At 70.9% G+C, this 25,745-nt stretch carries 17 protein-coding genes; 15 read left to right on the top strand and 2 right to left on the bottom strand.

The window, feature by feature from the left end; translation table 11 throughout:
- The first annotated feature begins 32 nt into the window (after nucleotides 1–32).
- The 13 genes from LAJ50_RS18975 to zapE all read left to right on the top strand — a co-directional run bounded on the left by LAJ50_RS18975 (nucleotide 33) and on the right by zapE (nucleotide 20,151).
- Complete coding sequence (locus tag LAJ50_RS18975) at nucleotides 33–1,694, top strand: MFS transporter (RefSeq protein ID WP_138653716.1); 1,662 nt, start codon at nucleotides 33–35, stop codon at nucleotides 1,692–1,694.
- 166 nt (nucleotides 1,695–1,860) lie between these two features.
- A complete protein-coding gene (locus LAJ50_RS18970; protein ID WP_224096395.1) occupies nucleotides 1,861–4,806 on the top strand; it encodes a serine/threonine-protein kinase in 2,946 nt (981 codons plus the stop codon).
- Between the two features lie 41 nt (nucleotides 4,807–4,847).
- Nucleotides 4,848–5,375, top strand: coding sequence for an ECF-type sigma factor (locus tag LAJ50_RS18965; protein WP_130552760.1), 528 nt, complete (start codon nucleotides 4,848–4,850; stop codon nucleotides 5,373–5,375).
- Nucleotides 5,376–6,011: 636 nt separating this feature from the next.
- Nucleotides 6,012–9,746 (top strand): autotransporter outer membrane beta-barrel domain-containing protein, encoded by a 3,735-nt coding sequence (locus LAJ50_RS18960; protein WP_138655409.1) that lies wholly within the window; start codon nucleotides 6,012–6,014, stop codon nucleotides 9,744–9,746.
- A gap of 18 nt (nucleotides 9,747–9,764) precedes the next feature.
- The gene (locus LAJ50_RS18955; protein WP_224096394.1) at nucleotides 9,765–11,291 is read left to right on the top strand and encodes a DUF6065 family protein; all 1,527 of its coding nucleotides are present in this window, start codon (nucleotides 9,765–9,767) and stop codon (nucleotides 11,289–11,291) included.
- A 154-nt stretch (nucleotides 11,292–11,445) separates the two neighbouring features.
- Nucleotides 11,446–11,922 carry a nuclear transport factor 2 family protein gene (locus LAJ50_RS18950; protein ID WP_138653855.1) on the top strand — a complete coding sequence of 159 codons (477 nt, stop codon included), beginning with the start codon at nucleotides 11,446–11,448 and terminating at the stop codon, nucleotides 11,920–11,922.
- Between the two features lie 66 nt (nucleotides 11,923–11,988).
- Nucleotides 11,989–12,120, top strand: a complete 132-nt coding sequence (locus LAJ50_RS20245; protein ID WP_255469396.1) for a hypothetical protein — start codon at nucleotides 11,989–11,991, stop codon at nucleotides 12,118–12,120.
- An 8-nt stretch (nucleotides 12,121–12,128) separates the two neighbouring features.
- Nucleotides 12,129–12,914, top strand: a complete 786-nt coding sequence (locus LAJ50_RS18945) for a hypothetical protein (RefSeq protein ID WP_138653853.1) — start codon at nucleotides 12,129–12,131, stop codon at nucleotides 12,912–12,914.
- A gap of 112 nt (nucleotides 12,915–13,026) precedes the next feature.
- Nucleotides 13,027–13,539, top strand: a complete 513-nt coding sequence (locus LAJ50_RS18940; protein WP_171044627.1) for an SgcJ/EcaC family oxidoreductase — start codon at nucleotides 13,027–13,029, stop codon at nucleotides 13,537–13,539.
- A gap of 204 nt (nucleotides 13,540–13,743) precedes the next feature.
- Nucleotides 13,744–14,622 carry an ABC transporter ATP-binding protein gene (locus tag LAJ50_RS18935; RefSeq protein WP_130552764.1) on the top strand — a complete coding sequence of 293 codons (879 nt, stop codon included), beginning with the start codon at nucleotides 13,744–13,746 and terminating at the stop codon, nucleotides 14,620–14,622.
- A gap of 17 nt (nucleotides 14,623–14,639) precedes the next feature.
- Nucleotides 14,640–18,329 (top strand): ABC transporter permease, encoded by a 3,690-nt coding sequence (locus tag LAJ50_RS18930; protein WP_138653849.1) that lies wholly within the window; start codon nucleotides 14,640–14,642, stop codon nucleotides 18,327–18,329.
- A gap of 50 nt (nucleotides 18,330–18,379) precedes the next feature.
- A complete protein-coding gene (locus LAJ50_RS18925; protein ID WP_138653847.1) occupies nucleotides 18,380–19,051 on the top strand; it encodes an alpha/beta fold hydrolase in 672 nt (223 codons plus the stop codon).
- An 11-nt stretch (nucleotides 19,052–19,062) separates the two neighbouring features.
- Nucleotides 19,063–20,151, top strand: a complete 1,089-nt coding sequence (zapE, locus tag LAJ50_RS18920) for a cell division protein ZapE (RefSeq protein ID WP_343228054.1) — start codon at nucleotides 19,063–19,065, stop codon at nucleotides 20,149–20,151.
- A 710-nt stretch (nucleotides 20,152–20,861) separates the two neighbouring features.
- Here zapE and LAJ50_RS18915 read toward each other — a convergent pair.
- Both LAJ50_RS18915 and LAJ50_RS18910 read right to left on the bottom strand, forming a co-directional pair.
- On the bottom strand, nucleotides 20,862–22,535 hold the full coding sequence (locus LAJ50_RS18915; protein ID WP_138653868.1) for a phosphoethanolamine--lipid A transferase: 1,674 nt from the start codon (nucleotides 22,533–22,535) through the stop codon (nucleotides 20,862–20,864).
- A 2-nt stretch (nucleotides 22,536–22,537) separates the two neighbouring features.
- A complete protein-coding gene (locus tag LAJ50_RS18910; protein ID WP_224096393.1) occupies nucleotides 22,538–23,263 on the bottom strand; it encodes a phosphatase PAP2 family protein in 726 nt (241 codons plus the stop codon).
- 216 nt (nucleotides 23,264–23,479) lie between these two features.
- Here LAJ50_RS18910 and LAJ50_RS18905 point away from each other — a divergent pair, with 216 nt between their 5' ends.
- Nucleotides 23,480–24,175, top strand: a complete 696-nt coding sequence (locus tag LAJ50_RS18905) for a response regulator transcription factor (protein ID WP_130552769.1) — start codon at nucleotides 23,480–23,482, stop codon at nucleotides 24,173–24,175.
- Nucleotides 24,165–25,439 (top strand): HAMP domain-containing sensor histidine kinase, encoded by a 1,275-nt coding sequence (locus LAJ50_RS18900; RefSeq protein WP_138653845.1) that lies wholly within the window; start codon nucleotides 24,165–24,167, stop codon nucleotides 25,437–25,439. Before LAJ50_RS18905 ends, LAJ50_RS18900 begins: the two co-directional genes overlap by 11 nt.
- The last annotated feature ends 306 nt before the right edge of the window (nucleotides 25,440–25,745 follow it).

Genomic DNA, 25,745 nt, shown 5'->3' with positions numbered 1-25,745 from the left:
ACCACGGCATCCAGCTTCGAGGGAAAGCTCCCATGTCCAGCGTCAACGTCACCGCCGGCCAGCCGGCCGGACTCACCCAGGGCCACAAGCGGGTCATCCTCGCTTCGTCCCTGGGCACCGTGTTCGAGTGGTACGACTTCTTCCTGTACGGCTCGCTGGCGGCGATCATCGCCAAGCAGTTCTTCAGCGGCGTCAACGAGACCACGGCCTTTATCTTCGCGCTGCTGGCCTTCGCCGCCGGCTTCTTCGTGCGGCCCTTCGGCGCGGCCTTCTTCGGCAGCCTGGGCGATCGCATCGGCCGCAAGTACACCTTCCTGGTGACGATCCTGATCATGGGCCTGTCCACCTTCCTGGTGGGCGTGCTGCCCTCGTACGCCACCATCGGCGTGGCTGCGCCGGTGATCCTGATCTGCCTGCGCCTGGCCCAGGGCCTGGCGATGGGCGGCGAGTACGGCGGTGCGGCGACCTACGTGGCCGAGCACGCGCCGGCCAACAAGCGCGGCTTCTACACCAGCTTCATCCAGTGCACTGCGACCATCGGCCTGTTCCTGTCGCTGCTGATCATCCTGGCCTGCCGCAGCGCGCTGGGCAACGAGGCCTTCGAGGCCTGGGGCTGGCGCATCCCGTTCCTGGTCTCGATCATCCTGCTGGGCGTGTCGGTGTGGATCCGCCTGCAGCTGAGCGAGTCGCCGCTGTTCCAGCAGATGAAGGCCGAGGGCAAGGGCTCCAAGACCCCGTTCCGCGACAGCCTCAAGGGCGGCAACTTCAAGCTGATGCTGCTGGTGCTGCTGGGCGCCACCGCTGGCCAGGCCGTGGTGTGGTACGGCGGCCAGTTCTACGCGCTGTTCTTCCTGACCCAGGCGCTCAAGGTGGATGCCACCACCGGCGCGCTGCTGATCGCCGGCGCGCTGGCGCTGGCCACGCCGTTCTTCCTGTTCTTCGGCTGGCTGTCCGACCGCACCGGCCGCAAGGTCATCGTGCTGGGCGGCTGCCTGCTGGCCGCGCTGCTGTACATCCCGATGTTCAAGGCGCTGACCCACTACGCCAACCCGGCCATCGAGGAGGCCCGCACCAGCTCGCCGGTGGTGATCACCGCCGATCCGGACACCTGCAGCTTCCAGTTCGACCCGGTCGGCAAGAAGACCTTCACCAGCTCCTGCGACATCGTCGCCACCGCGCTGACCAAGGCCGGCGTGCCCTACACCGTCAAGGCCGCGCCGCCGGGCACCATCGCCACGGTCAACGTGGGCAGCAACCAGATCAATTCCTACGAGGGCGGCGGGCTGTCCAAGGAAGAAGGCAAGGCCAAGGCCGATGCCTTCGGCAAGCAGCTCAAGGGCGCGCTGACCGGCGCCGGCTATCCGGAGAAGGCCGACCCGGCGCGCATCAACAAGCCGATGGTGATCGCGGTGCTGTTCGTCCTGGCGCTGTTCGTGACCATGGTCTATGCGCCGATCGCGGCCTGGCTGGTCGAGCTGTTCCCGACCCGCATCCGCTACACCTCCATGTCGCTGCCGTACCACATCGGCAACGGCTGGTTCGGCGGCTTCCTGCCGACCATTTCCTTCGGCCTGGTCGCGGCGACCGGCAACATGTACTACGGCCTGTGGTATCCGATCGGCATCGCGCTGATGACCCTGGTGATCGGCGCGATCTTCCTGCGCGAGACCAAGGACGTGGATATCACCAAGTAGTCCCCGGGAGGGGCAGGGCCCACGGGCCCTAGGGCGGGCGAAGATCGCCGGCCCGCACCGACGCCGGTCCGTGGGGGGCCGGCGTCGCTGTTTTCCGGACACCGGATCGCGCCCGCGTCGCGCTATGCTCCGGCGCAGGGCAGGGGGACTGGCCTGGAACCTTTCGATGACGCAGACCGACGAGCACGGCTTGCACGCCCTGCTGGAGCAGCTGCTGGCCTTGCCACCGGCGCAGCGCCAGGCGGCGCTGGCGCGTGCGTGCCAAGACCGGCCGGAACTGCGTGAGCGCCTGCAGCGGCTGCTCGTTCTGGCCGAGGGCGATGGCGGCTTCCTGGACCGGTCCCCTTTCGGCGAAACCGAGGCGCAGGAGGACGAACCGCGCACGCCCGGCCGCGTGGTCGGGCCCTACCGGTTGCTGCGCTGGCTCGGCGCCGGCGGCATGGCCCAGGTGTGGCTGGCCGAGCGCATCGCCGGCGGCTTCCGCCAGCAGGTGGCGATCAAGCTCATCGCCCAGCTGCCCGACCCGCTGCAGGGCCGGCTGTCGGCCGAACGCGACATCTTGGCCTCGCTGGTGCATCCGGGCATCGCCCGGCTCTACGACGGCGGCGTGACCGACGAGGGCCTGGCCTGGATGGCCATGGAGTACGTGCAGGGCCAGGACCTGGTCAGCTGGTGCCAGGCGCACCACAGCGGCGTGGCCGAGCGCCTGGGCCTGTTCCTGCAGGTCTGCGACGCGGTCGCCTACGCCCACACCCGGCTGGTCGTCCACCGCGACATCAAGCCGGCCAACATCCTGGTCACCGAGGACGGCCAGGCGCGACTGCTGGATTTCGGCCTGGCGCGGTTGCTCGAGGATGGACCGGGCGGCGCGGCGGCCAGCACCACCCGCTCGCTGCAGCTGTCTCCGTCCTATGCCGCGCCCGAACAGCTGGAAGGCGGCCTGGTCGGCACTGCCACCGACGTCTACGCCCTGGGCGTGACCCTGTACGAACTGCTGGCCGGCCGCCTGCCGTGGGACATGCAGGGCGGCGCGCTGGCCACCGCGGTGCGACGCCTGGCCGCGGCCGAACCGCCGCCGCCCAGCCGCGCCGTGGCCGCCGACGGCCCGATCCCGGCACGCGCGCTGCGCGGCGACCTGGATGCCATCGTCGCCCGCGCGATGCGGCCCGCGGCCGAGCAGCGCTATCCCGACGCGCGCGCCCTGGCCGAGGACATCCGCCGCCATCTGGAACACCGCCCGGTGCTGGCGCGCGCGGGCGCGCGCAGCTACCAGGCGCGCCGCTACGTGCGTCGGCACTGGCGCGGACTGGCGCTGGTGGGCGTGGCCTTCCTGGCGCTGGGCACCGGCCTGGTGACGCTGGCCTGGCAGGAGCGGCGCGCGGAACGCGAGGCGCAGCGTGCCGCGGCGGTGCAGGCGTTCATGGTCGACATGTTCCGCAGCAATTCCAGCAACCAGCCCGATCCCGTCAAGGCCCGCCAGACCACCGCCCGCGAGTTGCTGGACATCGGCGCGGCGCGGATCGAGACCGGTCTGACGCAGGCGCCGGAGAACAAGCTGGCGCTGCTGCGTCTGTTCGGCGATCTCTACTACGACCTGGGGCTGACCGACGAGTCCGATCGCCTGCGACGCCAGGTGGTGACGCTCAGTCTGCAGCTGTACGGGCAGGACTCGCCGGAGCTGATCAACGACCAGATCACCTTGGCACGGGTCAACAACGCGGTGTCGGCGCGCGACGAGTTCGACCGGATGCTGGAGCACGGGCTGAAGGTGCTCGATGCGCGTGGCGATACCGCCTCGTTCCTGCGTGGCCGGCTGCTGGCCACGGCCGCGGCCCTGCACAATTCCAGCGAACCGCCCAGGGCGCTGGCAGAGGCAGGCCAGGCGGTGGCGATCCTGGAGCGCTATCCGGACTCGGCGGAACTGGCCGACGCCCAGCGCCTGCTGGGGATGGGCCGCCTGTATACCGGCGATGCTCCGGGCGCTGTGGAGCCCCTGCGGCGCGCGGCCGAGCTGTCGGTCAAGACCCAGGGAGCGCGCGGCTCGCGCCTGTCGATCTACTATTTCCAGCTGGCCCAGGCCGAGAGCGCGGCCATGCGTTTCGACGAGGCCGAGGCCGATGCGCGACGGGCCCTGGCGGAGGCGGGCAACGGCGAGCAGTCGGCCGATGCCGACCGGGTCAGGGCGCAGACCTTGGGCATCGAGATCCAGCTCCGCGCCGAGCGCCTGCTCCAGGCCGCGGCGTCGGCCGCGGCGCTGAAGCAGGAGCTTGAACGATTTGGCCCGCAGGCCGAGGGGCCCGCGATGGCCTACGCGAGGAGCACCATCGGCGATGCGGAGGTGCAGTCGGGCAACCTGGATGCGGGCCTGTCCGACGCCGAAGCGGCGGTGCGGATCTATCGCAAGTACGACACCAGCGGCGCACACCTGGCCACGGCGGTGGGCAAGCAGGCCCAGGCCCTGGTCGAGCTGGGTCGCACCGCCCGCGCCGAGGCGGCGCTGCAGGAACTGGCCGGATTCGGCCAGCGGATGAAGAATCCCCGCCTGGACGAGTTCCTGACGACCTGGCGCATCCGCCTGGCGCTGGACCAGGCGCAGCCGGCGCGGGCCCGGGCCCTGCTGGCGGCGCTGGCACCGATCCAGGGGGACGCGCGGACCGTGGGTCTCATCCAGACGCGGCGCGATCTGCTGCTGGCCGCCATCGATCTGGCCGACGGGCAACCGGAGCAGGCCGCGCGGTTGGCCGATGCGGTCCTGGCGCGGGCGCAATCGTCCGACCTGGCGCCGGTGCTCAACGTGGCGCGCGCGGACGCCACACTGATCGCGGGACAGGCCCGCCTGCGCACTGGCCAGGCGGCGCAGGCGCGAGGGCTGCTGCAACAGGCGCTGACCCTGCGCAGTGCGCTTTACCTGCCGCAGAGTCCGCGCATCGCCCAGGCGCAGCTGGCGTTGGCCGAATGCGACCTGGCACTGGGCCGGCCGGGCGGAGCGGCCACGCTGCTGGCCAAGGCCGAGGCGATCCAGGCTCAGCACAGTTCGCTGGCCGCGGGCTACCTGCGGCCCCTCGCGTCGCTGCGCGACCGCTTGGCCAAGCGCCCGCTGGCGCGGGCCTGAGGCAGGCCGCGCATGCATCGGTTGATCGCACAACGCCTGCCATGACCTCCTCACCGTCCAGCCGTCAGGACCCCGCGGTCGATCTGCTGGTGCAGGTCCTCTATGCCGACCTCAAGCGCCTGGCCCGGCGCGAGCGCGGCCGGGCCTTTCCGCGCGCGGCCACGCTGGAAACGACCGCGCTGGTGCACGAGGCCTATCTCAAGCTGAGCCGCCACGGCGTCTTTGAAGGCCAGGCCCATTTCCTCAACACCGCCGCCCTGGCCATGCGCCAGGTGCTGGTGAGCCACGCCCGCGCGCGCCTGCGTCACAAGCGCGACCCGGGCCGGGCGCTGCTGGACATCGACACGGTCGAGGTGCTGGCCGAGAGCGACGAGCGCATCGTCGCCCTGGACGAGGCCCTGGCCGAACTGGAGCGCCAGCAGCCCCGCCTGGCGCGCATCGTCGAGTGCCGCTACTTCGCCGGCTATTCCGATGCCGAGACCGCCCTGGCCCTGGGCGTCTCCGAGCGCACCGTGCAGCGTGACTGGGCCATCGCCAAGGCCCTGCTGTACGAGGCCCTGGGCACCTGAGCCGCTTCGCCTGCGCGAGCCAAAGCGCCGCGATCGGAAAGATCAGGACTTCTTCGACTCGAAGGCATTGAACAAGCGCTCCGCCCCCTCCCTTTCGCCACAGGCGAAGGGGAGTGCCGGGGAGGGGTGCTTTTGCTTCGGTGGCTTGCCCGGGAAAGCCCCAACCCCTGCCTCTCAATCGCCACCGCGATTTCGAGCTCCCCTGCGCTGCGCGCAAGGATGGAAGGAGCCTCGAGTCGATGCCCTTCCGTCGCTGATCGCGTTCTGCGCAAGGGAACGCGCCTCGAACGACCGCACAAACCGACGCCCTGTGACCTGACGCGCGCAGCAGCGGTCCGGCGGGCGGTGGCCACGACGAGCCAGGCAGGAAGCCGAGCGTCCGAATCAGGGCAGGATGCCGTGACCGAGGGAAAAGCGGACACCGCCCGCCGGACCGCTGCCCCTTCGAAGTCGCATTTGCCCAGCATCTGGGCGTTCACACGCCACCATCTTCGATCAGGAAAAGAAAAACTCCCACGCCATGGCGGCCCCCGCCCCCATGCGGCGTAACAGAGGACTGCGAGTCCGTGCGAGGCGGGCCCGCGCCGCCGTCCCGGTACCGGGACGGCGGCTTCCTCGTCCCGCCATGGAGCAGACATGAACCCGATCCGGCGCAAGGCCGTGCCGCGCTATGCCGCACTGAGCGTTTCCATCCTGGCCGTGCTGGCCACCCAGCAGGCCGCCCAGGCCGCCTGCGTCCTGCGCACCGACCTGACGCCGCAGACCTGGATCTGCGACGGCGCCGCCAGCCCCAACACCAGCGGGCAGACCATCGTCTTCAGCCCCACCGTGAACACCGCCAGCACGGCCGCCGGCTTCGGCGTGGACACCGGCAACAGCGGCACCGCACTGACGATCAACGGCCCCGGCAGCTTCACGGATGCCAACCAGGCCTCCATCCGCGGCGGCGCGGGCATCTACTTCCGCTACAACGGCTACGACCCGGATCAGGGCGACCTGCCGCTCTCGTTTGTCAGCAACGGCAGCGTCACCGCGGTGCATGGCTTCGGCCTCTCGCTGGAAACCAGCCACGCCGGACAGGTGAGCCTGGATCTGGGCAGCGTGACCGGCGGCGATGGACAGGGCTACAGCTACGCTTACGGCGTCGTGGTGTCGGCCCCCAACGCCCCGGTCTCGGTCATCACCCGCGGCGCGGTAGCGATGGCGCCCAGCAACGGCGGCGAAGCCCTCGCCATCAACGCCGGCGGCCCGGTCAGTGTGACGACCCAGGGCGCCGTGAGCGGCGTCGGCGGGGGCCGGGGCATCAACGCCGCCACGACCAATGGCGACATCGTGATCGCCGCCGCCTCGACCGTGAGCGGCTACACCGGCATCGAGGCCTACGCGGCGCGCGGCGGGATCTCGATCACGGCCGACGGCCAGGTGACCGGCAGCGGCGCCGCCAGCGTCGGCGTCAGCGCGTCGCTGGGCAGCGCGAGCACCGGCGATCTGACCATCCGCACCGCCGGGGTCGATGCAGGCGCGCGCGCCATCAACGCCGACAACAGCGGGACCGGCTCGCTGAGCGTGATCTCCACCGGCCCGGTCAGCCGCTCGGGCAGCACCGCCACCTTCGGCACCGACGCCGCGGTCAACGCGCACAACGCCGCCAGCGGACGTGACCTGACGCTGCAGCTGGGCGATGTCAGCACGCCGGGCGCCACCGCGGTCTACGCCTGGAACCAGGGCACCACCGGCAGGACGGCGGTCAGGCTCACCGGCGCGGTCACCCGCGGCACCAGCAATCCCACCGGCGTGACCGACACGGTGGCGGTGTGGAACTCCGGCGTCGGCGGCACCGATGTCGCGGTGACGGGCGCGGCCAGCATCAGTGGCCAGGGCAATGCGCTGTCGGTCCGCAACTTCAATGGCGCGGCCATCCTGCAACTGGACGGCTCGCTGAGCTCGACCAGCGGCAGCGCCGTCACCCTGGAACAGGCGCTGCCAAGCAGCGGCACCAGCGCCGCCGACCGCACCGCGGTCGTGCAGGTCAACGGCAGCCTGACCGGTCGCAACTATGGCATCGACTTCAGCAGCGCATACGGGTACGGCACCGCCACGGCCAGCGTGGATCCGGGCCTGCGCATCGCCGTGGCCGGCAGTATCCAGGGCGGGGGTGGCATCAATCTGAGCTACGGCGGCAATGCCGTCATCGACGTGGCCCAGGGCGGCACGGTTACCGCCACCGGCGTCCCCAACGTCGGGACCTTGTCGATCTCAGATCGCGGCACGGCGCTGCCCAGCACCCTGACGCTCACCAATGCCGGCAGCCTGGTCGGCGGCGTCAGCGCGGGCAGCGGGCGCGCGCTGGTGCTCGACAACACGGGCACGATCGACGGCGCCGGCGGTGCCGCGATCGCGCTCAGCAACAGCAACGTGCTGAACCTGCGTGGCGGCAGCGTGCGCGGCGACGTCATCTCCGGCTACGGCATGGGTTCGGACACGACGGTGAACTGGACCGGAGGTGCGCTGACCGGCGGCATCGCGATCGGCTCGGGCACCATCCGCGTGAGCGGGTTGAGCGCCGCCGACTACGCCGGGCTGACCAGGTTGAGCAACGACTTCGGCGAAAGCACGCTCAGCCTGGACGGACTGCAGTTCAGCGGCGGCAGCTTCAGCAGCAACGATCCGTCCAGGGGCATCAACCTCGGATCCAACTGGCGCACGATCAATCTGACCAACGGAAGCGTCGCGGTCCTGACCGGCGACAGGCTCGCCCTCTCGTCCTCCTACGGCCAGTCCGATGCCAGCGTCAACGTCGACGCCACCTCACGCCTGATCGTGGGCGCGGGCCAGACGCTGGGAGCGAGCAGCTGGCAGTTCGTATTCAACAACGCCGGCACCCTGGACCTGAGCCAGTCCGGCGCGCCGGGCAACAGTCTGGAAGTGCTGGGCCGTTACGCACAGGCCGGCAGCGGCACGCTGGTCGTGGGAGTCACACCGGATGCGATCGACCAGCTCAAGGTCACCGGCGGTGCGGCCACGCTGGGCGGCACGGCGGCCTTCGCCTGGGCGCCGGGCACCTACGGCAGCGGCTCGCGCAGTTTCGTCAACGCCACGGGCGGTGTCAGCGGCAGCTTCGCCAGCGTCACCAGCGCGGCCGGCACCACGCCACCGGCGGGCTTCCCGATCGCGGTCACCTACGACGCCAACAATGCCTACCTGACCCTGGGGACGCCGACGCCAACGCCGACGCCAACGCCAACGCCAACTCCGACGCCAACTCCGACGCCCACGCCAACACCAACGCCAACACCCACGCCAACACCAACGCAAACGCCGACCCCAACCCCGACTCCGACTCCGACTCCGACTCCGACTCCGACGCCGACGCCGACGCCAACCCCGACGCCCACCGCGCCCGTGCGGATCGCGCCCAACGACGGCGAGTTGTTCAGTCGCCAGGCCACCGCGCTGGCGCTGTCCAGCCAGGCCGACGCGATGGGGCTGCTGGCGCGCCTGCGCGCCGAGGGCGATGGCAACACCCTGTTCAACCGCGATGTCGCGCTCGACCCGGCCGCGCGCGGCTGGGTGCAGCTGCGCTACCAGGACCTGGATGTCGAACGCGCCAGCGACCAGGTCGGCTTCGGCGCGCGCTCTACGGCCACGCAGGTGGGCACGGACTGGACGCTCGGCCAGGGCACGCGGCTTGGCCTGGCGGTCGGCACGGACAACGCCTGGCTGCACGACGGCCTGGGCAGCCGCGGCCGCAGTGATGTCACGCGCGTGGCCCTGTACGGCTCGCAGCTGATCGGGCCGCTGGGCGTGTCGGCGATGCTGGGCTATGCCCATGCGCGCGAGCACGCCTGGCGTCAGACCGGCATCGGGCTGGCCTTCTCCAGCCGCGGCACGGATGCGGCCACCGCGGCGCTGCAGCTGGCGTTGCCGCTCGACGTCGGCCAGGCGCAGCTGACCCCCATCGCCGGCGTGGTGGTCACGCGTCTGACCGGCGACGCGTTCGCCGAGACCGGCGATGTGCCCGAGGCGTTCAAGGTCAGCGGCCAGGCCCGGCGCGAGACGCTGGTGTCGCCGTACGCGGCGCTGGGGCTGTCGCGCAGCTTCGAGCAGGCAAGCGGGGTGCGCTGGACGCCGGAGCTGCACGTGGGCTATCGCCGCGCGCAGGCCGGGCAGGGCCAGCGCTACGCGCTCACCGCCGCCGACGGCACGCTGTTCGACGGCAATCGCGACACGCTCTCGCGCGATGTCGGCGAGGCCGGCGCGGCGCTGACCGCGCATCGCGGGCCATGGACGCTGTCGCTGGCCTGGCGCGGGCAGTGGGCCGACGGCTGGAGCGACCAGCAGGGCACGCTGAGTCTGCGCGCCACGTTCTGAGGCGAGCGAGGCGCGGCGATGGACCTGACCTGCTACGTCTATCCGGGCTGGAGGCCGCGGCTGCGCGCGGCCAGTCCGCGGCGCGCCTGGATGGACGCCAGCCCCGAAGGCTTCGCCTACCGCTGCCTGCCGCTGGGCATCGCCAACGCGCATGGCTGGGAACTGCTCAGCCCGTGCGGGTTCGAGGCGCACTGGAACGGCGGGCCGCTGCCGCAGGACGTGCGCATCCAGGCCGACCCGGGCACGGCGGCGCACGAGGCGCCGGTGGCGCTGTTCGGGCAGGGCACCTTCACCTTCCATGTCCCCGGGCTGTTCCGCACCTCGCCCGGACACAACCTGTGGGTCGGCGGTTCGCCCAACCAGGCCAAGGACGGCGTCGCCCCGCTGGGCGGCGTCATCGAGACCGACTGGGCGCCCTATACCTTCACCATGAACTGGCGCTTCACCCGTGCCGGGCACGTGGTGCGCTTCGAGGAGAACGAGCCGGTGGCGTTCCTGTTCCCGCTGCCGCGCGCTCTGCTCGACGGCGTGGTGCCGCGCATCGCGCCGATCGACGAGGCGCCCGAGCTCAAGCGCCGCTTCGAGCAGTGGAGCCAGGCGCGCGACGCGTTCCAGGCGCAGGTCGCGGCGACGCCGCATGCCGCGCCGGGCGCGAAATGGCAGAAGTTCTACTTCCGCGGCACCGATGTCGACGGCACGCCCGGGGCGGCGGATCACCGCAGCAAGCTGCGCCTGCCGGGCTTCGAGGGCGCGGCGTCGTGGCCGACGGCCGCGCCGGCGTGCCCGCATGCGCGCGCGGCGGCGCCGGCCCTGCCGCAGCACGACCCGGCGCAGGTGCTGTCCCGTCTGCAGCGGCTGCGCGCGCTGTCGGCGCGCAACCGCCAGGTGCCGCGGCGCGGCGGCCTGGCGACCGGCGTGTTCCTGGACGAGCACTACGCCGCCAACTGGCCGGTGCTGCTGGCCGGGGAGATCGAGGAAGGGCAGGGCCGATGGACGCCGCACGCGCTGGCCTCGACCCACGGCGGCGCGCCGCTGGTCGATGCGCAGGGTCGGCCCGGCACGTTGGAGCGTTTCGTCCGCCTGGCGCTGCAGCCTGCCGATACGCCGGGGTGGCAGCCGCGCCTGACCGGGGCGCTGGAGGCGCTGCCGGACCTGGCCCCGCGCCTGGGCCATCTCACCCGCCTGCTGAGCGGCCGCGATCCGGGCCGGCTGTGGCTGGAGGCGGCCGGCAGCGGCACCCTGGCCGCGCCCGAGCCGTGCAACCGCCTGCTGCTGCAGCTGCACGGCCAGCGCCGCATCTGGCTGGCGCCGCCGGGCGAGGCCGCGCGCCTGGAGCCGCTGGCCCGCGCCGGCACGCTGGGCGACCTGACCGCGCCGGACCTGACCGAACGCCTGCCGCAGCTGCGCGGGCTGGAGCTGCACGCGGTGCTGCTGCAGCCGGGCGACGCGCTGTTCGTCCCCTTCGGCTGGTGGCGCCAGAGCGCGGCCGAGCGCTTCAGCGTGTCGGTGGCGCGCGAGGACTTCCGCTGGCCCAACCCGCCGTGAGCCGCGCCGCGTTCCTCTTCGCCGCGTCGATGGCAGGTTGGCGCGGCTTTCGGCGTAACAGCCTGCAGACCGGCCCGGATACGGCCGGCTGCGGCGTCCGCCGCGATCCGTCTTCCCGCGCGCAGGCCGCGCATCCATCCATGAAGGAATTCCCATGTCCAGGACCTTGAGGCTCACCCTGCTGCTGGCGCTCTTCGCCTCGTGCGGCATCGCATCGGCGCAGGCGCAGGAACTCGACGCCCGCGCCAGGCAGCAGCTGCCGCAGGCGGCCGAGGCGGTGGGCCGGGCCATCGTCGCCCGTGACCTGGACGCGCTGAGCAAGCTCTGGTCGCCCAAGCTGCTGGTCAACTCGCCCGACAACTCGGTGCTGACCCGCGACCAGGTGTTCGGCGCGATCAAGGCCGGCATGCTCGACTACGAGCAGGGCTACGCCTTCAGGCTCGAGCGCGCCGAGTTCTACGGCAACGTCGCCGTGACCATGGGCGAGGACACCTATACCCCGACCTTCGGACCGGAGAAGGGCAAGCTGCTGCACCGGCGCGCGACCAACATCTGGCAGTACAGCGACGGCGCCTGGGTGCTGATCGCGCGCCAGGCCACGATCTACGACCCGGCGGTCAAGCACTACTGAGCCCTGGCGCCACGCGCCGAGGCGCCTGACGTCCGCAAGACCCAACGTCCTGACCGGAGATCGACGATGACCCTGCTGCTGGTGTTGCTGCTGATCGCGGGCTGTGGTGCGGACAAGCGCGGGCGCGGCGCGGCGACGCGCCATCCAGAGGGTGGGCCGGCGCGCAGCGCTGTCGAAGGCACCCCGGAGCGGGGATGAGCAAGCCCTTGCCGCCGCCGCCGGCCGTCATGGGCGCGAGGCCGCACCCGGCTCCCGCCCTGCGCGGACGCGCGGACGATGCGTTCTTCACCGCCATGTCGCTCGTCATGCTGGCGATCGTGTTCATGGGGTTCGCTTCCAGCTACTTCCTGCGCGGTGGGGCGTTCTCGCATCAGCCCAGTGCGCTGGTCCACGCACATGGGCTCGTGTTCTCGTCCTGGATGGTGCTGATGGTCGTGCAGTGCGCGCTGGTCGCGACCGGGCGCCTGCGGCTCCACCGCGCGCTCGGCATGGCCGGCGCGCTGATCGCCGCCACGATGGTGGTGCTCGGGATCCTCACCACGTTCGGGACGCTGGCGCGCGGGCTGGCGCTGCCTCCGGCGCTGGGCAGCCCGGCGTCCTTCCTGATCGGCAACCTCATCGAGATGCTGTTCTTCGGCGCCTTCGTCGCATTCGCCGTCCACAGGCGCAACGACTGCATCGTGCACAAGCGCGCGATGCTCATCGCCAATGCCGCACTCCTGCCGCCGGCGCTGTTCCGGATGGCCTTCCCCGTAGTGGACCCGCCGGCGCTGACGTTTCCGGTGATGGTCCACCATCCGGCGCTCATCGGCCTGGTGCCGCTGGGCGCGATCGCCGCGCTGTTCGTCTTCGACCTGGCCACCCACAGGCGGGTCGTGGCCGTGACCGTCATCGGCGGCACGCTCCTGTTCGCGATGGGGCCGCTCTCCGATGCCGTCACCGCGACCACGCTCGCGCAGCGGCTCGCGACCTGGGCCCAGTCGCCTTCCTGAGCTCGACATGCCAGGTGTGCGCGTCCTCCGACGCATGCTCCGCACCCATCCAGGCACAGGACATGCCGGACCACAAGCTGCCTCCACCGACGACACCAAAGGAAACACGCACATGACGCTGTCGCCCTCCTCGCGCACCGCCCGCTTCCTGGCGCTGCTGCTGATCGCCTGCTGCGCCCCACTGGGTGCCGACGCGGCACCGCCCGCCGGCGCGAGTCCGGACGGCGTAGCCGCGGCGACCGGACCGGAGACGCTCATCGCGGCCTTCGTCGACGCCTGGAATGCCCACCAGCCGCAAGGCTTCGAACAGCTCTTCACCGAGCAGGCGGTCTGGGTGCCGATCGCCGAAGTGCGCGACGAGGGTCGCGCGGCCATCGTCCGGGACCTGGCGGCCGCGCATGCGTCCTGGGCGGGCAAGACGACGATCGCGCCGTTCGGCCCCAGCACCGTGCGCCTCCCCAAACCCGGCGTGGCCACGCTGTTCTTCCGGGTCAGGTTCCTCGATGCGAAGGGTCAGCCGATCGCCGGGGTCGAGCGGGCGCTGCTGCTTGTGGCCGTCGAGACCGCCGAAGGCTGGCGCATCGCCGCCGGCCAGCTCACCAAGGAGAGCCCGCCGCCGAAGTGACGCCAGGCGGTCCGGCCCGACGTGCCGCCCGCCGAACCCGGCCTGGGGGTCCGAGCCCGGCAGAGCAGCGCACGGCGGCTGGCCGGCGCCGCCTAGATCTTTCGTCATGATGACGTCCGGGCATTCGCATCGGGCTGCCGTGCGCCCAGTATCGAGGTGGTCGGCACCTCCCTCTCTCCCCAGTACCTTCCCAAGGATCCATGCATGGCCCTCGTCATCGAAGGACTGTCCAAGACCTATCCCAACGGCGTGCAGGCTCTGAAAGACCTGTCGCTGACCATCGGCAACCACATGTTCGGGCTGCTGGGGCCCAACGGCGCGGGCAAGAGTTCGCTGATGCGCACCATCGCGACCCTGCAGGACCCGGACGCCGGCAGCATCACCCTGGACGGCATCGACGTGGTCCGCGAGAAGGACCGCGTGCGCCGCGTGCTGGGCTATCTGCCGCAGGAGTTCGGCGTCTATCCCAAGGTATCGGCGCTAGACATGCTCGAGCACCTGGCGGTGCTCAAGGGCGTGACCCACAAGGGCGAGCGGCGCGAGATGATCGAGGCGCTGCTCAACCAGACCAACCTGTGGAACGCGCGCAAGAAGGCCATCGCCACCTACTCCGGCGGCATGAAGCAGCGCTTCGGCATCGCCCAGGCGCTGCTGGCCAACCCGCGGCTGGTGATCGTGGACGAGCCCACCGCCGGCCTGGACCCGGCCGAGCGCAACCGCTTCCTCAACCTGCTGGCCGGCATCGGCCGCGACGTGACGGTGATCCTGTCCACCCACATCGTCGATGACGTGCGCGAGCTGTGCCCGCGCATGGCCATCATCGCCGGCGGCCAGGTGCTGCTGGAGGGCGCGCCCAACGAGGCCATCGGCGCGCTGGACGGGCAGGTGTGGTCCAAGCTGGTGGACAGTGATGCGGAACTGCGCGCCATCGAGGCCGACATGACGCTCATCAGCACCCATCTGGTCGGTGGCCGCCACGAGGTGCGCGTGCTGGCCCCGCAGGCGCCGGGCGAGGGCTTCGTGCCCGCCGGCGCCGGCCTGGAGGACGTCTACTTCACCCGGCTCGCCGCCGGGCGCGCCTGAGCCGGGGAGGGCGCGCCATGCACCAGTTCCTCGAGTTCCTGCGCTTCGAGCTGAAGCTGCGCTTCAAGAGTCCGTCCACCTACGTCTACTTCTTCATGTGGGCGGCGTTCGCGTTCCTGTGCGTGGCCTCGGAGAACTTCGGGCCGGTGTCCAGCCAGAGCGGCAAGGTGATGCTCAACGGGCCCTGGGCGATGGGCTACAACATGTTCGGCGCGTGCATGTTCGGCATGATCGTGATGGCCGCGATCTTCGGCACCTCGATCCTGCGCGACTTCCAGCGCGACACCTTCCAGCTGCTGTTCACCAAGCCGGTGTCGCGGCTGTCGTACCTGGGCGGGCGCTGGTCGGGCTCGATGCTGGTCACCCTGTTCGCCTTCTCCGGCCTGCTGGTCGGGGCCTGGCTGGGCACCCACGCGCCGTGGGCCGACCAGGCGCGCATCGGGCCGAACCATCTGCTCTGGTACCTGCAGCCCTTCCTCGCCATCGTGGTGGTGCAGGTGTTCTTCATCGGCGCGCTGTTCTTCGCCGTGGCGGCGCTGACCCGCAGCCTGTTCGTGGTCTACGTGCAGGGCGTGGCGCTGTTCGTGCTGTACCTGATCGGCATCACCGCGTTCTCGGCCACGCGCTCCACCGAGCATTTCTGGTCGGGCATCCTGGACCCCATCGGCCTGCAGCTGACGCGCGTGGTCAGCGGCTACTGGTCGGTGGTGGAGCGCAACAGCTGGCTGTTCCCGCTGGACACCACCAGCGGCTACGCGCCGGGCGTGTTCCTCTACAACCGGCTGCTGTGGCTCGGCTTCGGCGCGGTCGTGCTGGCGGTGCTGGCGGTGCTGTTCCCGATGTCGGTGGAGGCGCTGGGCGCGCGCTCGCAGGGGCGCCGCGCGGCCAAGCTGCGCACCCTGGAACAGGTGCAGGGTGCGCCGGCGCGCACGCAGATCGCCACCCGGCTGCCGGTGGTGCATCCGCGCGACGACCTGGGCACGCGCTGGCGCCAGTTCCTGGCGCTGGCCGGGCTGCGCACGCGCGCGATCCTCAAGGCGGTGCCGTTCTGGGCGCTGTGCGGCGTGCTGTTCGCCTTCATCGTCAACAACGGCTACTACGCCGGACGCATGAGCGGCACCGACGTGTGGCCGGTGACCTATCTGATGCTCGAATCGGTGGAGGGCAACGCCTACCTGTTCCTGGTCATCGTCACCGCGCTGTACGCCGGCGAGCTGGTCTGGCGCGAGCGCGACGTGCGCTTCGACGGCATCTTCGACGCGCTGCCGCTGCGGCCGCTGCCCGATGCCGCCTCCAAGCTGGCGGCCCTCACCGCCGCGCAGGCGGTGATGCTGCTGCTGTCGATGCTCGGCGGCGTGCTGATGCAGACCGTGCTGGGCTACCACCACTACGAGCCGCTGCTGTACTTCAAGGAACTGTTCGTGCTGATCCTGCCGCAGCTGGTGGGCTTCTCGATGCTGGCGCTGTTCGTGCAGACGGTGGTGCCCAACAAGTTCCTGGGCCACGCCATCGTGATCGGCCTGTGGGTGATCGTGCCGATCCTGTACAACTTCGGGCTGGAGAACACGCTGTACCTGCCGGGCGCGACGCCGGGCTTCACCTATTCGGACATGAACGGCTACGGGCACTACGTGCCGGCGCTGTTCTGGTCGATCCTGTACTGGCTGGCGATCTTCGCCGCGCTGGGCGTGCTGTCCATGGCCCTGGCCCGGCGCGGCGCCGAGACCGGCCTGCGCCGGCGCATCGGCGCGGCGCTGCGGCGGCCGTCCGGCTGGCTGCCGGCGACCCTGGCCTGCCTGTGCGTGGCCGCCGCGGCCGGCGGCTGGTACTACTACAACACCCATGTGCTCAACGAGTTCCTGAGCAGCAAGGACCGGCGCGCGATCCAGGCCGACTACGAGCGCCGGTTCAAGCGCTACCAGAACGTGCCGCTGCCCAAGGTCACGGCGGTGGATACGGCGGTGGAGATCTATCCGGAGCGCCGTTCGTTCGAGGCCACCGGCACCTACACCCTGCAGAACCGCGGCAGCGTGCCGGTGACCCAGCTGCACTTCACCGACATCAACCAGTCGCTGCGCGAACTGTCCTTCGACCGCCCCGCCCATCTGGTGAGCCGCGCGCCGCGCGGGCTGTACGTGATCTACGCACTGGACACGCCGCTGCAGCCGGGGCAGACGATGACCCTGCACTTCAAGGTGGGCCACGACAGCCGCGGCTTCACCGACGGCCGGGTCACCGACTTCTCCGGCGGCGATGCCGGCGGCAAGTTCGCCTACAACGGCACGTTCTTCGACCTGGAGTTCTTCCCGGTCCTGGGCTATCAGCCGGGCCACGAGCTGGACGATCCGCGCCGCCGCCGCGAACAGGGCCTGGGGCCGCAGCAGGAGATGGCCAGGCGCGGCGACCCGGTGCAGTCCAGGATCAACCTGTTCAGTCCCAACGCCGACTGGATCAGCTTCCGCGCGGTGGTCGGCACCAGCGGCGACCAGACCGCGCTGGCGCCGGGCTACCTGCAGAAGGAATGGCGCAAGGACGGCCGCCGCTACTTCGAGTACAGCATGGGCCAGCAGCCCATGCAGAACTTCTTCGCCTTCGTCTCCGGGCGCTACGCGGTGCACAAGGAGGTCTATCCCGGCAAGGAGGGGCCGATCAACCTGGAGGTCTACTACCACCCGGGCCACGCCTGGAACATCGGCACCCTGCTGGCGTCCTCGCGCGCGGGCCTGGCCTACAACGAGGCGCATTTCAGCCCGTTCCAGTTCCGCCAGTACCGCATCCTGGAGTATCCGCGCTACCGCAGCTTCGCCCAGTCCTTCCCCAACACCGTGCCGTTCTCCGAAGCGCTGGGCTTCATCCAGCGCCGGCGCAAGGACGACGATGTGGACTTCGCGTACTTCATCACCACCCACGAGCTGGGCCATCAGTGGTGGGGCCACCAGCTGATCGGCGGCAACGTGGAGGGCTCGAACATGATGTCCGAGACCCTGGCCGAGTACTCGGCGCTGATGGCGCTCAAGCACCAGTACGGGCAGGACTACATGCGCAAGGTGCTGCGCACCGAGCTGGACAGCTACCTGCGCGGGCGGACCCGCGAGCTGCGTCGCGAGCGGCCGCTGGTGCTGGTCCAGAACGAGCCCTACGTCTGGTACAACAAGGGCGGCCTGCTGATGTACACCCTGGCCGACTACATGGGCGAGGACAAGGTCAACGCGGCGCTGCGCGACCTGTTGCTGCGTCGCCGCTACGCCAACGCCGATCCGGCCGACGGGCGCGACGGCAGCTACCCCGATACCCGCGAGTTCGTGGCCGCGCTGCGCGCGCAGGCACCGGCGGACCTGCAGGCCTTCATCGACGACAGCTTCGAGCGGATCGTGCTCTACGACAACCGCGCGCGCTCGGCCACGGCGCGCAAGCTGGCCGACGGTCGCTACCAGGTGACCCTGCAGGTGCAGGCCGGCAAGGCTCAGGCCGACGGTGACGGCAACGAGACGCCGGCGCCGATGGACGACCTGGTCGAGGTTGGCGTGTTCGAGGGCGCGGCCGGCAAGGAGAAGCCGCTGGCCGTGCAGCGCGTGCGGCTGGGCGCGGGCCAGCGCGACTTCACCTTCACCGTGGACCGCCTGCCCACGCGCGCCGGCATCGACCCGTACAACAAGCTGGTCGACCGCATCGCCGAGGACAACCTGGTGGACGTCTCGCTGCAGTAGGGCGAGCGCCGTGTCGCGGCCATGCTGCGGCGCGGCGGTATCATGGGCGCATGTCCCTGCCCGAATTCCCCACCCAGGACGCCGTCCTGCAGCTGGCCGGCCCGGCCGGCGCGCTGGAGGTGGCCGTCGACTTCCCCGCGCCCGACGCGGCCCAGCTGCCGGTCGTGGCCGTGGTCTGCCATCCGCTGTCCACCGAGGGCGGCAGCCTGCACAACAAGGTCGTGACCATGGCCGCGCGCGCCCTGCGCGAGCTGGGCGTGCCGACGGTGCGCTTCAACTTCCGCGGCGTCGGCGCCTCGGAAGGCAGCTTCGACGACGGCCAGGGCGAGCAGGACGACCTGGCCGCGGTGGTCGAGTGGGTGCGGGTGATGCGCCCACGCGCGGCGCTGTGGCTGGTGGGCTTCAGCTTCGGCGCCTACGTTTCGCTGAAGGCCGCCGGCGCGCTGCGGCCCAAGGTGCTGATCTCCATCGCCCCGCCGGCCGGGCGCTGGGACTTCTCGGAGATCCATCCGCCGGCGCACTGGCTGGTGATCCAGGGCGAGGCCGATGAGATCGTCGACCCGCAGGCGGTGTACGGCTGGCTCGCCGAGATCGGCGAGCGCGCCCCGCACACGCTGGTGCGCATGCCCGACACCAGCCACTTCTTCCACCGCAAGCTGATCGACCTGCGCGGCGCCCTCCAGCACGCGGTCAAGGGCTGGCTGCCGGCGGCCGGCGCGTGAGCGCCCCGCAGGTGGACCTGTTGCCCTCGCGGCGGTACGCGCAGGGCGCCCGGGCCGGGCAGTGGAGCGACGATCCGGCCCAGCACGCGGCCCTGGCCGAGCTGGACCGCATCCACACCGAGCTGTGCGACGAGGCGCAGGACGGCTTCCTGGACCGGCTCTCGGCGTTCTGGAAGAAGCCCCAGGCCGTGCGCGGCCTGTACTTCTGGGGCGGCGTGGGGCGCGGCAAGACCTTCCTGGTGGACCTGTTCTACGAAGGCCTGCCGATCCGGCAGAAGCGGCGCATCCACTTCCACCGCTTCATGCGCGACATCCACGACAAGCTGCGCGAGCACGCCGGCCAGGCCGATCCGCTGGCGCGCATCGCCCAGGACTGGAAGGATTCCTTGCGCGTGCTGGTGCTGGACGAGTTCTTCGTCACCGACATCGGCGATGCGATGCTGCTGGGTCGCCTGCTCGAGCGCCTGTTCGCCCAGGGCGTGACCCTGGTGACCACCTCCAACACCGCGCCCGAGAACCTCTACAAGGACGGGCTACAGCGCGAGCGCTTCCTGCCGGCGATCGACCTGCTGGTGCGGCACTGCGTGGTGCTGTACGCCGAAGGCGAGCAGGACTATCGCCTGCGCGCGCTGACCCGCTCGCCGGTGTATCGCGCGCCGCTGGATGCCGACAGCGAGGCCTGGCTGGCCGGGCGCTGGCAGGAGCTGGCCGGCGCCGCGGCGCAGCGCGACGAGATCCAGATCGACGGCCGCTCCATCGCCATGCGGGGTCGCAGCAAGGACCTGGCCTGGTTCGACTTCGCCGAACTGTGCGAGGGCCCGCGCGCGGCCAGCGACTACATCGCGCTGGCGACCGAGTTCCAGACCCTGCTGGTGGGCGGCATCCCGACCTTCGACCGCATGAACGAGGACGCGGCGCGCCGCTTCGTCAACCTGATCGACGAGGTCTACGACCGCCACGTCAAGCTGGTCTGCACCGCGGCGGCCTTGCCAGTCGCGCTGTATGCGGGCACGCGCCTGGCGGGGGCGTTCGAGCGCACCGCCTCGCGGCTGATCGAAATGCAGAGCGCCGAGTATCTGGCGACCGCGCATCGCGGGTAGGGGTTGGGTGCCGTGCGGCTGGGCTGTTGCTGTTGCTTCGGCTGTTGCCGTTGCCTCCCTGTCTGAGCCGTAAAGCACGCCGAGCACCGCAGCAAAGCAGGGCCGAAGAGGCGCCCTGTTTGAGCGAAGCGAGTTTGGGCGCCGTGCCCTGCTTTGCGAGAAGCGCAGGGGACCGACGCGTAGCGTCGGCGTGCGTTTTACCCCCTCTTCGGGGCCCGGCGAGAAGCGGTTTTGCTTCCTTTTGACAAGACAAAAGGAAGTCGCGCCGCAGGCGCGAAAGCTTTGCACTTGGCGCGCCGCAGGCGCGTTGCCTTATTCCTACCAGAGCCAATGCCAGTTCGCTGACCAAACTTGCATTTAATTTGCAAGCAAAACTTGACTGCCATGCAGGCGCTTTTAAAAGCAAAGCTTTCGCACGGCTTCGCCGCGCGAGCTACTTTTGTCTTGTCAAAAGTAGCCAAAACCGCTTCTCGCCGGGACGCGAGCCGCCGCTGCGCGGCGGTCCCCTGCGCTTCTCGGAAGACGGGGCACGGGGCCCAAACTCGCTTCGCTCAAACAGGGCCCCTCTTCGGCCCCGTCTTCCTGCGATGCTCGGCTCGCTTTACGGCTCAGACAGGGAAGCAACAGCAACAGCCGAAGCAAGGCAACGGCCGAAGCAAGGCAACAGCCGAAGCAACAGCAACAGCCGAAGCAACAGCAACAGCTGTGCGTTACTTGCTCGCCACGACCTTGCTCCTGCACGGCGCAAACAGATCCCGCGACCGGTCGTACACCGACGTCTTGACGTCCATCAGCCCCAGCACCGACGAGAACAGGTTGTCGTGGCTGGCCGGCGCATCGGCCTGCTGGCGCAGGCACTGCACGTCCAGCCCCTCGTCGCGGGCGAAGCCGTCGCCGAACCACATCACCATCGGCACGTGGGTCTGCTCGCGCGGGGCGATGGCGTAGGGCACGCCATGCAGGTACAGGCCCTTCTCGCCCAGCGACTCGCCGTGGTCGGAGACGTACAGCAGCGCGCTGTCCACATCGGTGCGCGCGGCCAGCTGGGCGATGGCGCTGGCCAGCACGTGGTCGGTGTAGGTCAGCGCGTTGTCGTAGGCGTTGACGATCTGCTCGCGCGTGCAGAGGCCCAGGTCGGCCTGCTGGCAGGCCGGGGCGAAGCGGGCGAACGCTGGCGGATAGCGGTCGTAGTAGCTCGGGCCGTGGTTGCCCAGCATGTGCAGCACCAGCACGCGGTCGCCGCCCTTGGTCTTGGCCAGCCTGAGCGCGCCGTCCAGGTCCTTGAGCAGGATGCCGTCGAAGCAGCGCGTGCCGTTGCAGAACGCCGGATCGGTCGACTCGGTCACCGACTGGAACGGCAGGCCTTCGCACACGCCCTTGCAGCCGGCCTGGTTGTCGCGCCACACCACGCCGACGCCGGCGTGGTCCAGCACGTGCAGCAGCGACTGGTGGCTGCGGATCCTGGCCTCGTCGTAGTTGGCCCGGCCCCAGGGCGAGAACATGCACGGCACCGAGACCTCGGTGGCCGTCCCGCAGGAGCTGGTATTGGGGAAGTTGATCACCCCGGCCTGGCGCAGCTCCGGGGTGGTGTCGCGCGCGTAGCCGTTCAGTCCCCAGTTCTGCGCGCGGGCGGTCTCGCCGACCACCAGCACCAGCAGGCGCGGCTTGGCGCCCGCCGGGCGCAGCGGCAGCTGCACCGCGTCCAGGCCGATGGGCTGCTTGGGCTGCTTGTCGCCGGGTGGGCCGGCCAGGGTCACGCGCGCCAGCGAGATCATCCAGTTGCCGGGCGCGGCCAGGTAGCGCAGGTCGTGCTGGTTGCGCATCAGCGCCGCCAGCGGCTGGTAGGCGGCCATGGCCGCCAGTGCGCACGCCAGCGCCGCGCCGCCCAGCAGTGCGCCGCGGCGCAGCAGGGCGACCTTCAGCGGGCGCTGGACCAGCTGCACGCGCCACAGCAGCGTCACCGGAATCAGGGCCAGCAGCAGCGGCAGCAGCAGCGAAGGCGTGAGCAGTTCCGAGGATTCGCGCCGGTCGGTCGCCAGCACGTTGCGGACCATGTCCGCGTCCAGGTACAGGCCGAACTTCACCATGAAGTGCGAGGCCGCCGCGGTGACCAGCACGATCACCGTCAGCAGCGGCCGCGCGCTGCGGCGGGTCACCAGCAGGCCCAGCAGCAGCACGTGCAGGCCGACCAGCAGCACCAGGAGCGCCAGCGCCATCGGCCACTGCTGCCTGGGCGAGGTGATCGCCGCCGACCAGAAGCGCGCATTGCTGAAGCAGGCGAAGTACAGGCTGGCCAGCACCACCAGCGCATCGCTGGACAGCAGCGGGCGGCGGCCGAGCCAGGCCGGCAGCCGCAGGCGGGCGTGTGGCGCGCTCAGCTGCACGTTCAAGCCGTGGCGTCCATGCGGGGCAGCATCAGCCGCGCCAGCACCCAGGCCACCGTCCAGCACACCGCCACCGCGGCGATGTCGTGCGAGGCGAAGTGCGCCCCGCGCAGCTGCTGGCTCAGCCCGAACAGCAGGCCCGCGCCCAGCGCCGCCGCCAGGCCGATCCGGCCCCAGCGCGGCCGCACCGCGCCCAGGCCGAAGAACAGCGCCACCCAGCCATAGGCGGCGCTGGCATGCCCGGCCGGAAAGCACTGGCCCGGGCCATAGCCCGCCGGACGCGACTGCAACAGCTCCACGTACGCGTGCGTGCCGCCGTAACGGGCCAGGTCCCAGGGGCAGTCCACGTCGGTCCAAGACTTCATCCACGACACCAGCAGCGGCCCGGCCAGCGAGGCGACCAGCAGATAGTCCAGCGGCCGCCACCAGGCGCGGGTCGAGGGCTCGCGCGACAGCACGATGCGCAGCGCCGCCAGGGTCAGCCAGGCCACCACGTCGGCGCGCTTGCCCCACTGGTGCACCAGCGTCTCGGTCGCCCAGGCGTGCTGCAGCGCCCAGCGCCCGCCTTCCCAGGCGTAGACATGGTCGGCCAGCCACAGATCGCCGCCGGCGCCCTGCAAGAGCGCGATGGCCACGGCCGCCGCACACAGCGGGCCCCACAGCAGCAGATCGGGATGGAAGCGGGCGGCCAACGACGCGCGCGGGCGGGAAACGGCGGGCATCTGCATGGAGGGCGCGCGGTGCAAGGGAAGCGCGGACGATGCTGTGCCGGGTGGTGTCGGAGACATGTCGGAACCTGGCATCCCTGGCAATGGCGTTCAGCGGGCGGAGCATATGGGACAATCGGCCGGCGCGCCCGGACGGCTTTCCGACGCCGGGCCATGCATCATGCGCCCCCTGCCGCCCGCATTCCTGCCGGCGGCCCCCGTGCAAGGATTCTCGCCATGCGGCTGCTGGTGATCGAAGACAATCGCAACCTGGTGGCCAACCTGTTCGACTATTTCGAACCGCGCGGCCATGCGCTGGATGCCGCGCCCGATGGCATCACCGGCCTGCACCTGGCCACCACCCAGGCCTTCGACGCCGTCCTGCTGGACTGGATGCTGCCGCGCATGGACGGGCGCGAGGTGCTGCGCCAGCTGCGCGAGGAGCACGCCAGCGCCGTACCGGTGATCATGCTGACCGCGCGCGACGAGCTGCCGGACAAGGTCGACGGCTTCCGCGCCGGCGCCGACGATTACCTGACCAAGCCCTTCGCCATGCAGGAGCTGGAGGTGCGCCTGGAGGCGCTGCTGGCCCGCGCCGAGGGCCGCAACCGGCGCCGCCTGCTGCAGGTCGCCGACCTGACCCTGGACCTGGCGACGCTGGAGGTGCAGCGCGCCGGCCGCCCGCTGCACCTGTACCCGGCCTGCCGCAAGCTGCTGGAGGTGCTGATGCAGGCCAGCCCCGCCGCGGTGGCGCGCCAGCGCCTGGAGCAGGCGCTGTGGGGCGACGAGCCGCCGGACGGCGACATGCTGCGCTCGCATATCTACGAACTGCGCCGCAGCGTGGACGGGCCGTTCGAGACCAAGCTGATCCACACCCTGCCGCGCGTGGGCTACCGCCTGCACGCCCAGCCCGCGGCGCGCGATGGCGCGTAGATCCTCGCTGCGCGCGCGCCTGCTGCGCTGGGCGCTGGTGTACCTGGTGGTGGTCACCGCCGCGGTGGTCATCGGCGGGGAGATCGTCAACGAGCATGCCGAGCGCCAGGTCTGGCGCTCGCTGATGCGCTCGGACCTGCAGCACTTCGTCGAGCGGCGCCGCGCCGATCCGGGCTACAACTGGATCGACGATCCGGCCGAGCACATGTACTTCCTGCAGCGCGACGCCAACGTGCCGCCGGCGCTGGCCAGGCTCAAGCCCGGGCTGCACGACGACTTCCTCATCGGCGGCATCAAGCACGTGGTGCTGGTGGAGGACACCCAGTTCGGGCGGCTGGCCCTGGCCCTGGACCTGACCCGCTTCGAGGGCGTCGAGGGTTGGGTCACCTTCTCCACGGTGATGACCGCGGCGGTGGCGATCATCATCTTCGGCCTGCTGATGGCCCTCGGCCTGGGCCGGGCGGTGCAGCCGCTGAGCGCGATGGCGCGACAGATCGCCGGGCTGCGCCCGGACGCGACCCAGGCGCGCATCGACGTGCCGGCCGACGCCAGCGAGGAGCTGCGCGTGATCGGCGAGGCGTTCAACGGTTACCTGGAGCGCAATGCGCGCTTCGTCGAGCGCGAGCGCGCCTTCATCGACAGCGCCAGCCACGAGCTGCGCACCCCGGTGGCGGTGATCGCCGGCGCCAACGACCTGGCGCTGGAACACCCGGAACTGCCGCCGGCCGTGCGCGCGCCGCTGCTGCGCGTGCGCCGCACCGCGCGCAAGGTCGAGCAGCTGATCTCGCTGCTGCTGGTGCTGGCCAAGGACCCGTCGCGGCTGACGCGCAACGCCGACCTGGTCGCGCTGCAGGACCTGATCCCCGAGGTGGTGGCCGATCACCAGCACCTGACCGAGGGCCGCGACCTGGAGCTGGTGGTCGCGCCCATGACCGAGTGCGTGATCCACGCACCGCTGGCCATCGTCCAGGCCGCCATCGGCAACCTGCTGCGCAACGCGGTGGAGAACAGCGACCGCGGCCGCATCGAGGTGGGCCTGGAACCCGGCGCCACCGTGGTCATCCGCGACCCCGGGCACGGCATGTCGCCCGAGGAGATCAGCGCCGTCTACAGCCGCATGGCGCGCGGCGGCGGCCGCGACGGCGGCGGCATCGGCCTGGACCTGATCGCCCGCCTGTGCGAACACCTGGGCTGGCAGCTGCGGATCGAGTCGGACCTCGGGCGCGGCACGGTGGCCCGGCTGCGGTTCTGCGCGGAAGATTAGTTTGGCGGCGCCACCGGCGCTGCGGCAGGAAGCCAACCTGCGTGGTGGGGGCCGCCATGGCGGCTCCCCACAAAGCACGAGCGTGGCAAAGCCTCAACACAGTCGTTCCCGCCGACGCGGGAACCCAGCGCCTTGAGCCCTCGCGCGAAGTCCCTGGATTCCCGCCTCCGCGGGAATGACGGCAGGAAGTGGCTGGCGGCTGTCAGCCAGCGCCCCTGTGGAAGCGGCCCTCGTGGCTTTCAGGGCCAGTGGCTGCGCTGGGCTTCCCCGGGAGAGCCCATCGCCGGCATGCCGGCTCCCACCACG

Origin of the sequence: Pseudoxanthomonas sp. X-1, from assembly GCF_020042665.1 — a bacterium.
Taxonomy (GTDB): domain Bacteria; phylum Pseudomonadota; class Gammaproteobacteria; order Xanthomonadales; family Xanthomonadaceae; genus Pseudoxanthomonas_A; species Pseudoxanthomonas_A spadix_A.
Note: the sequence above shows the minus strand (reverse complement) of the source record. Positions and strands in the feature narration are given on the sequence as shown.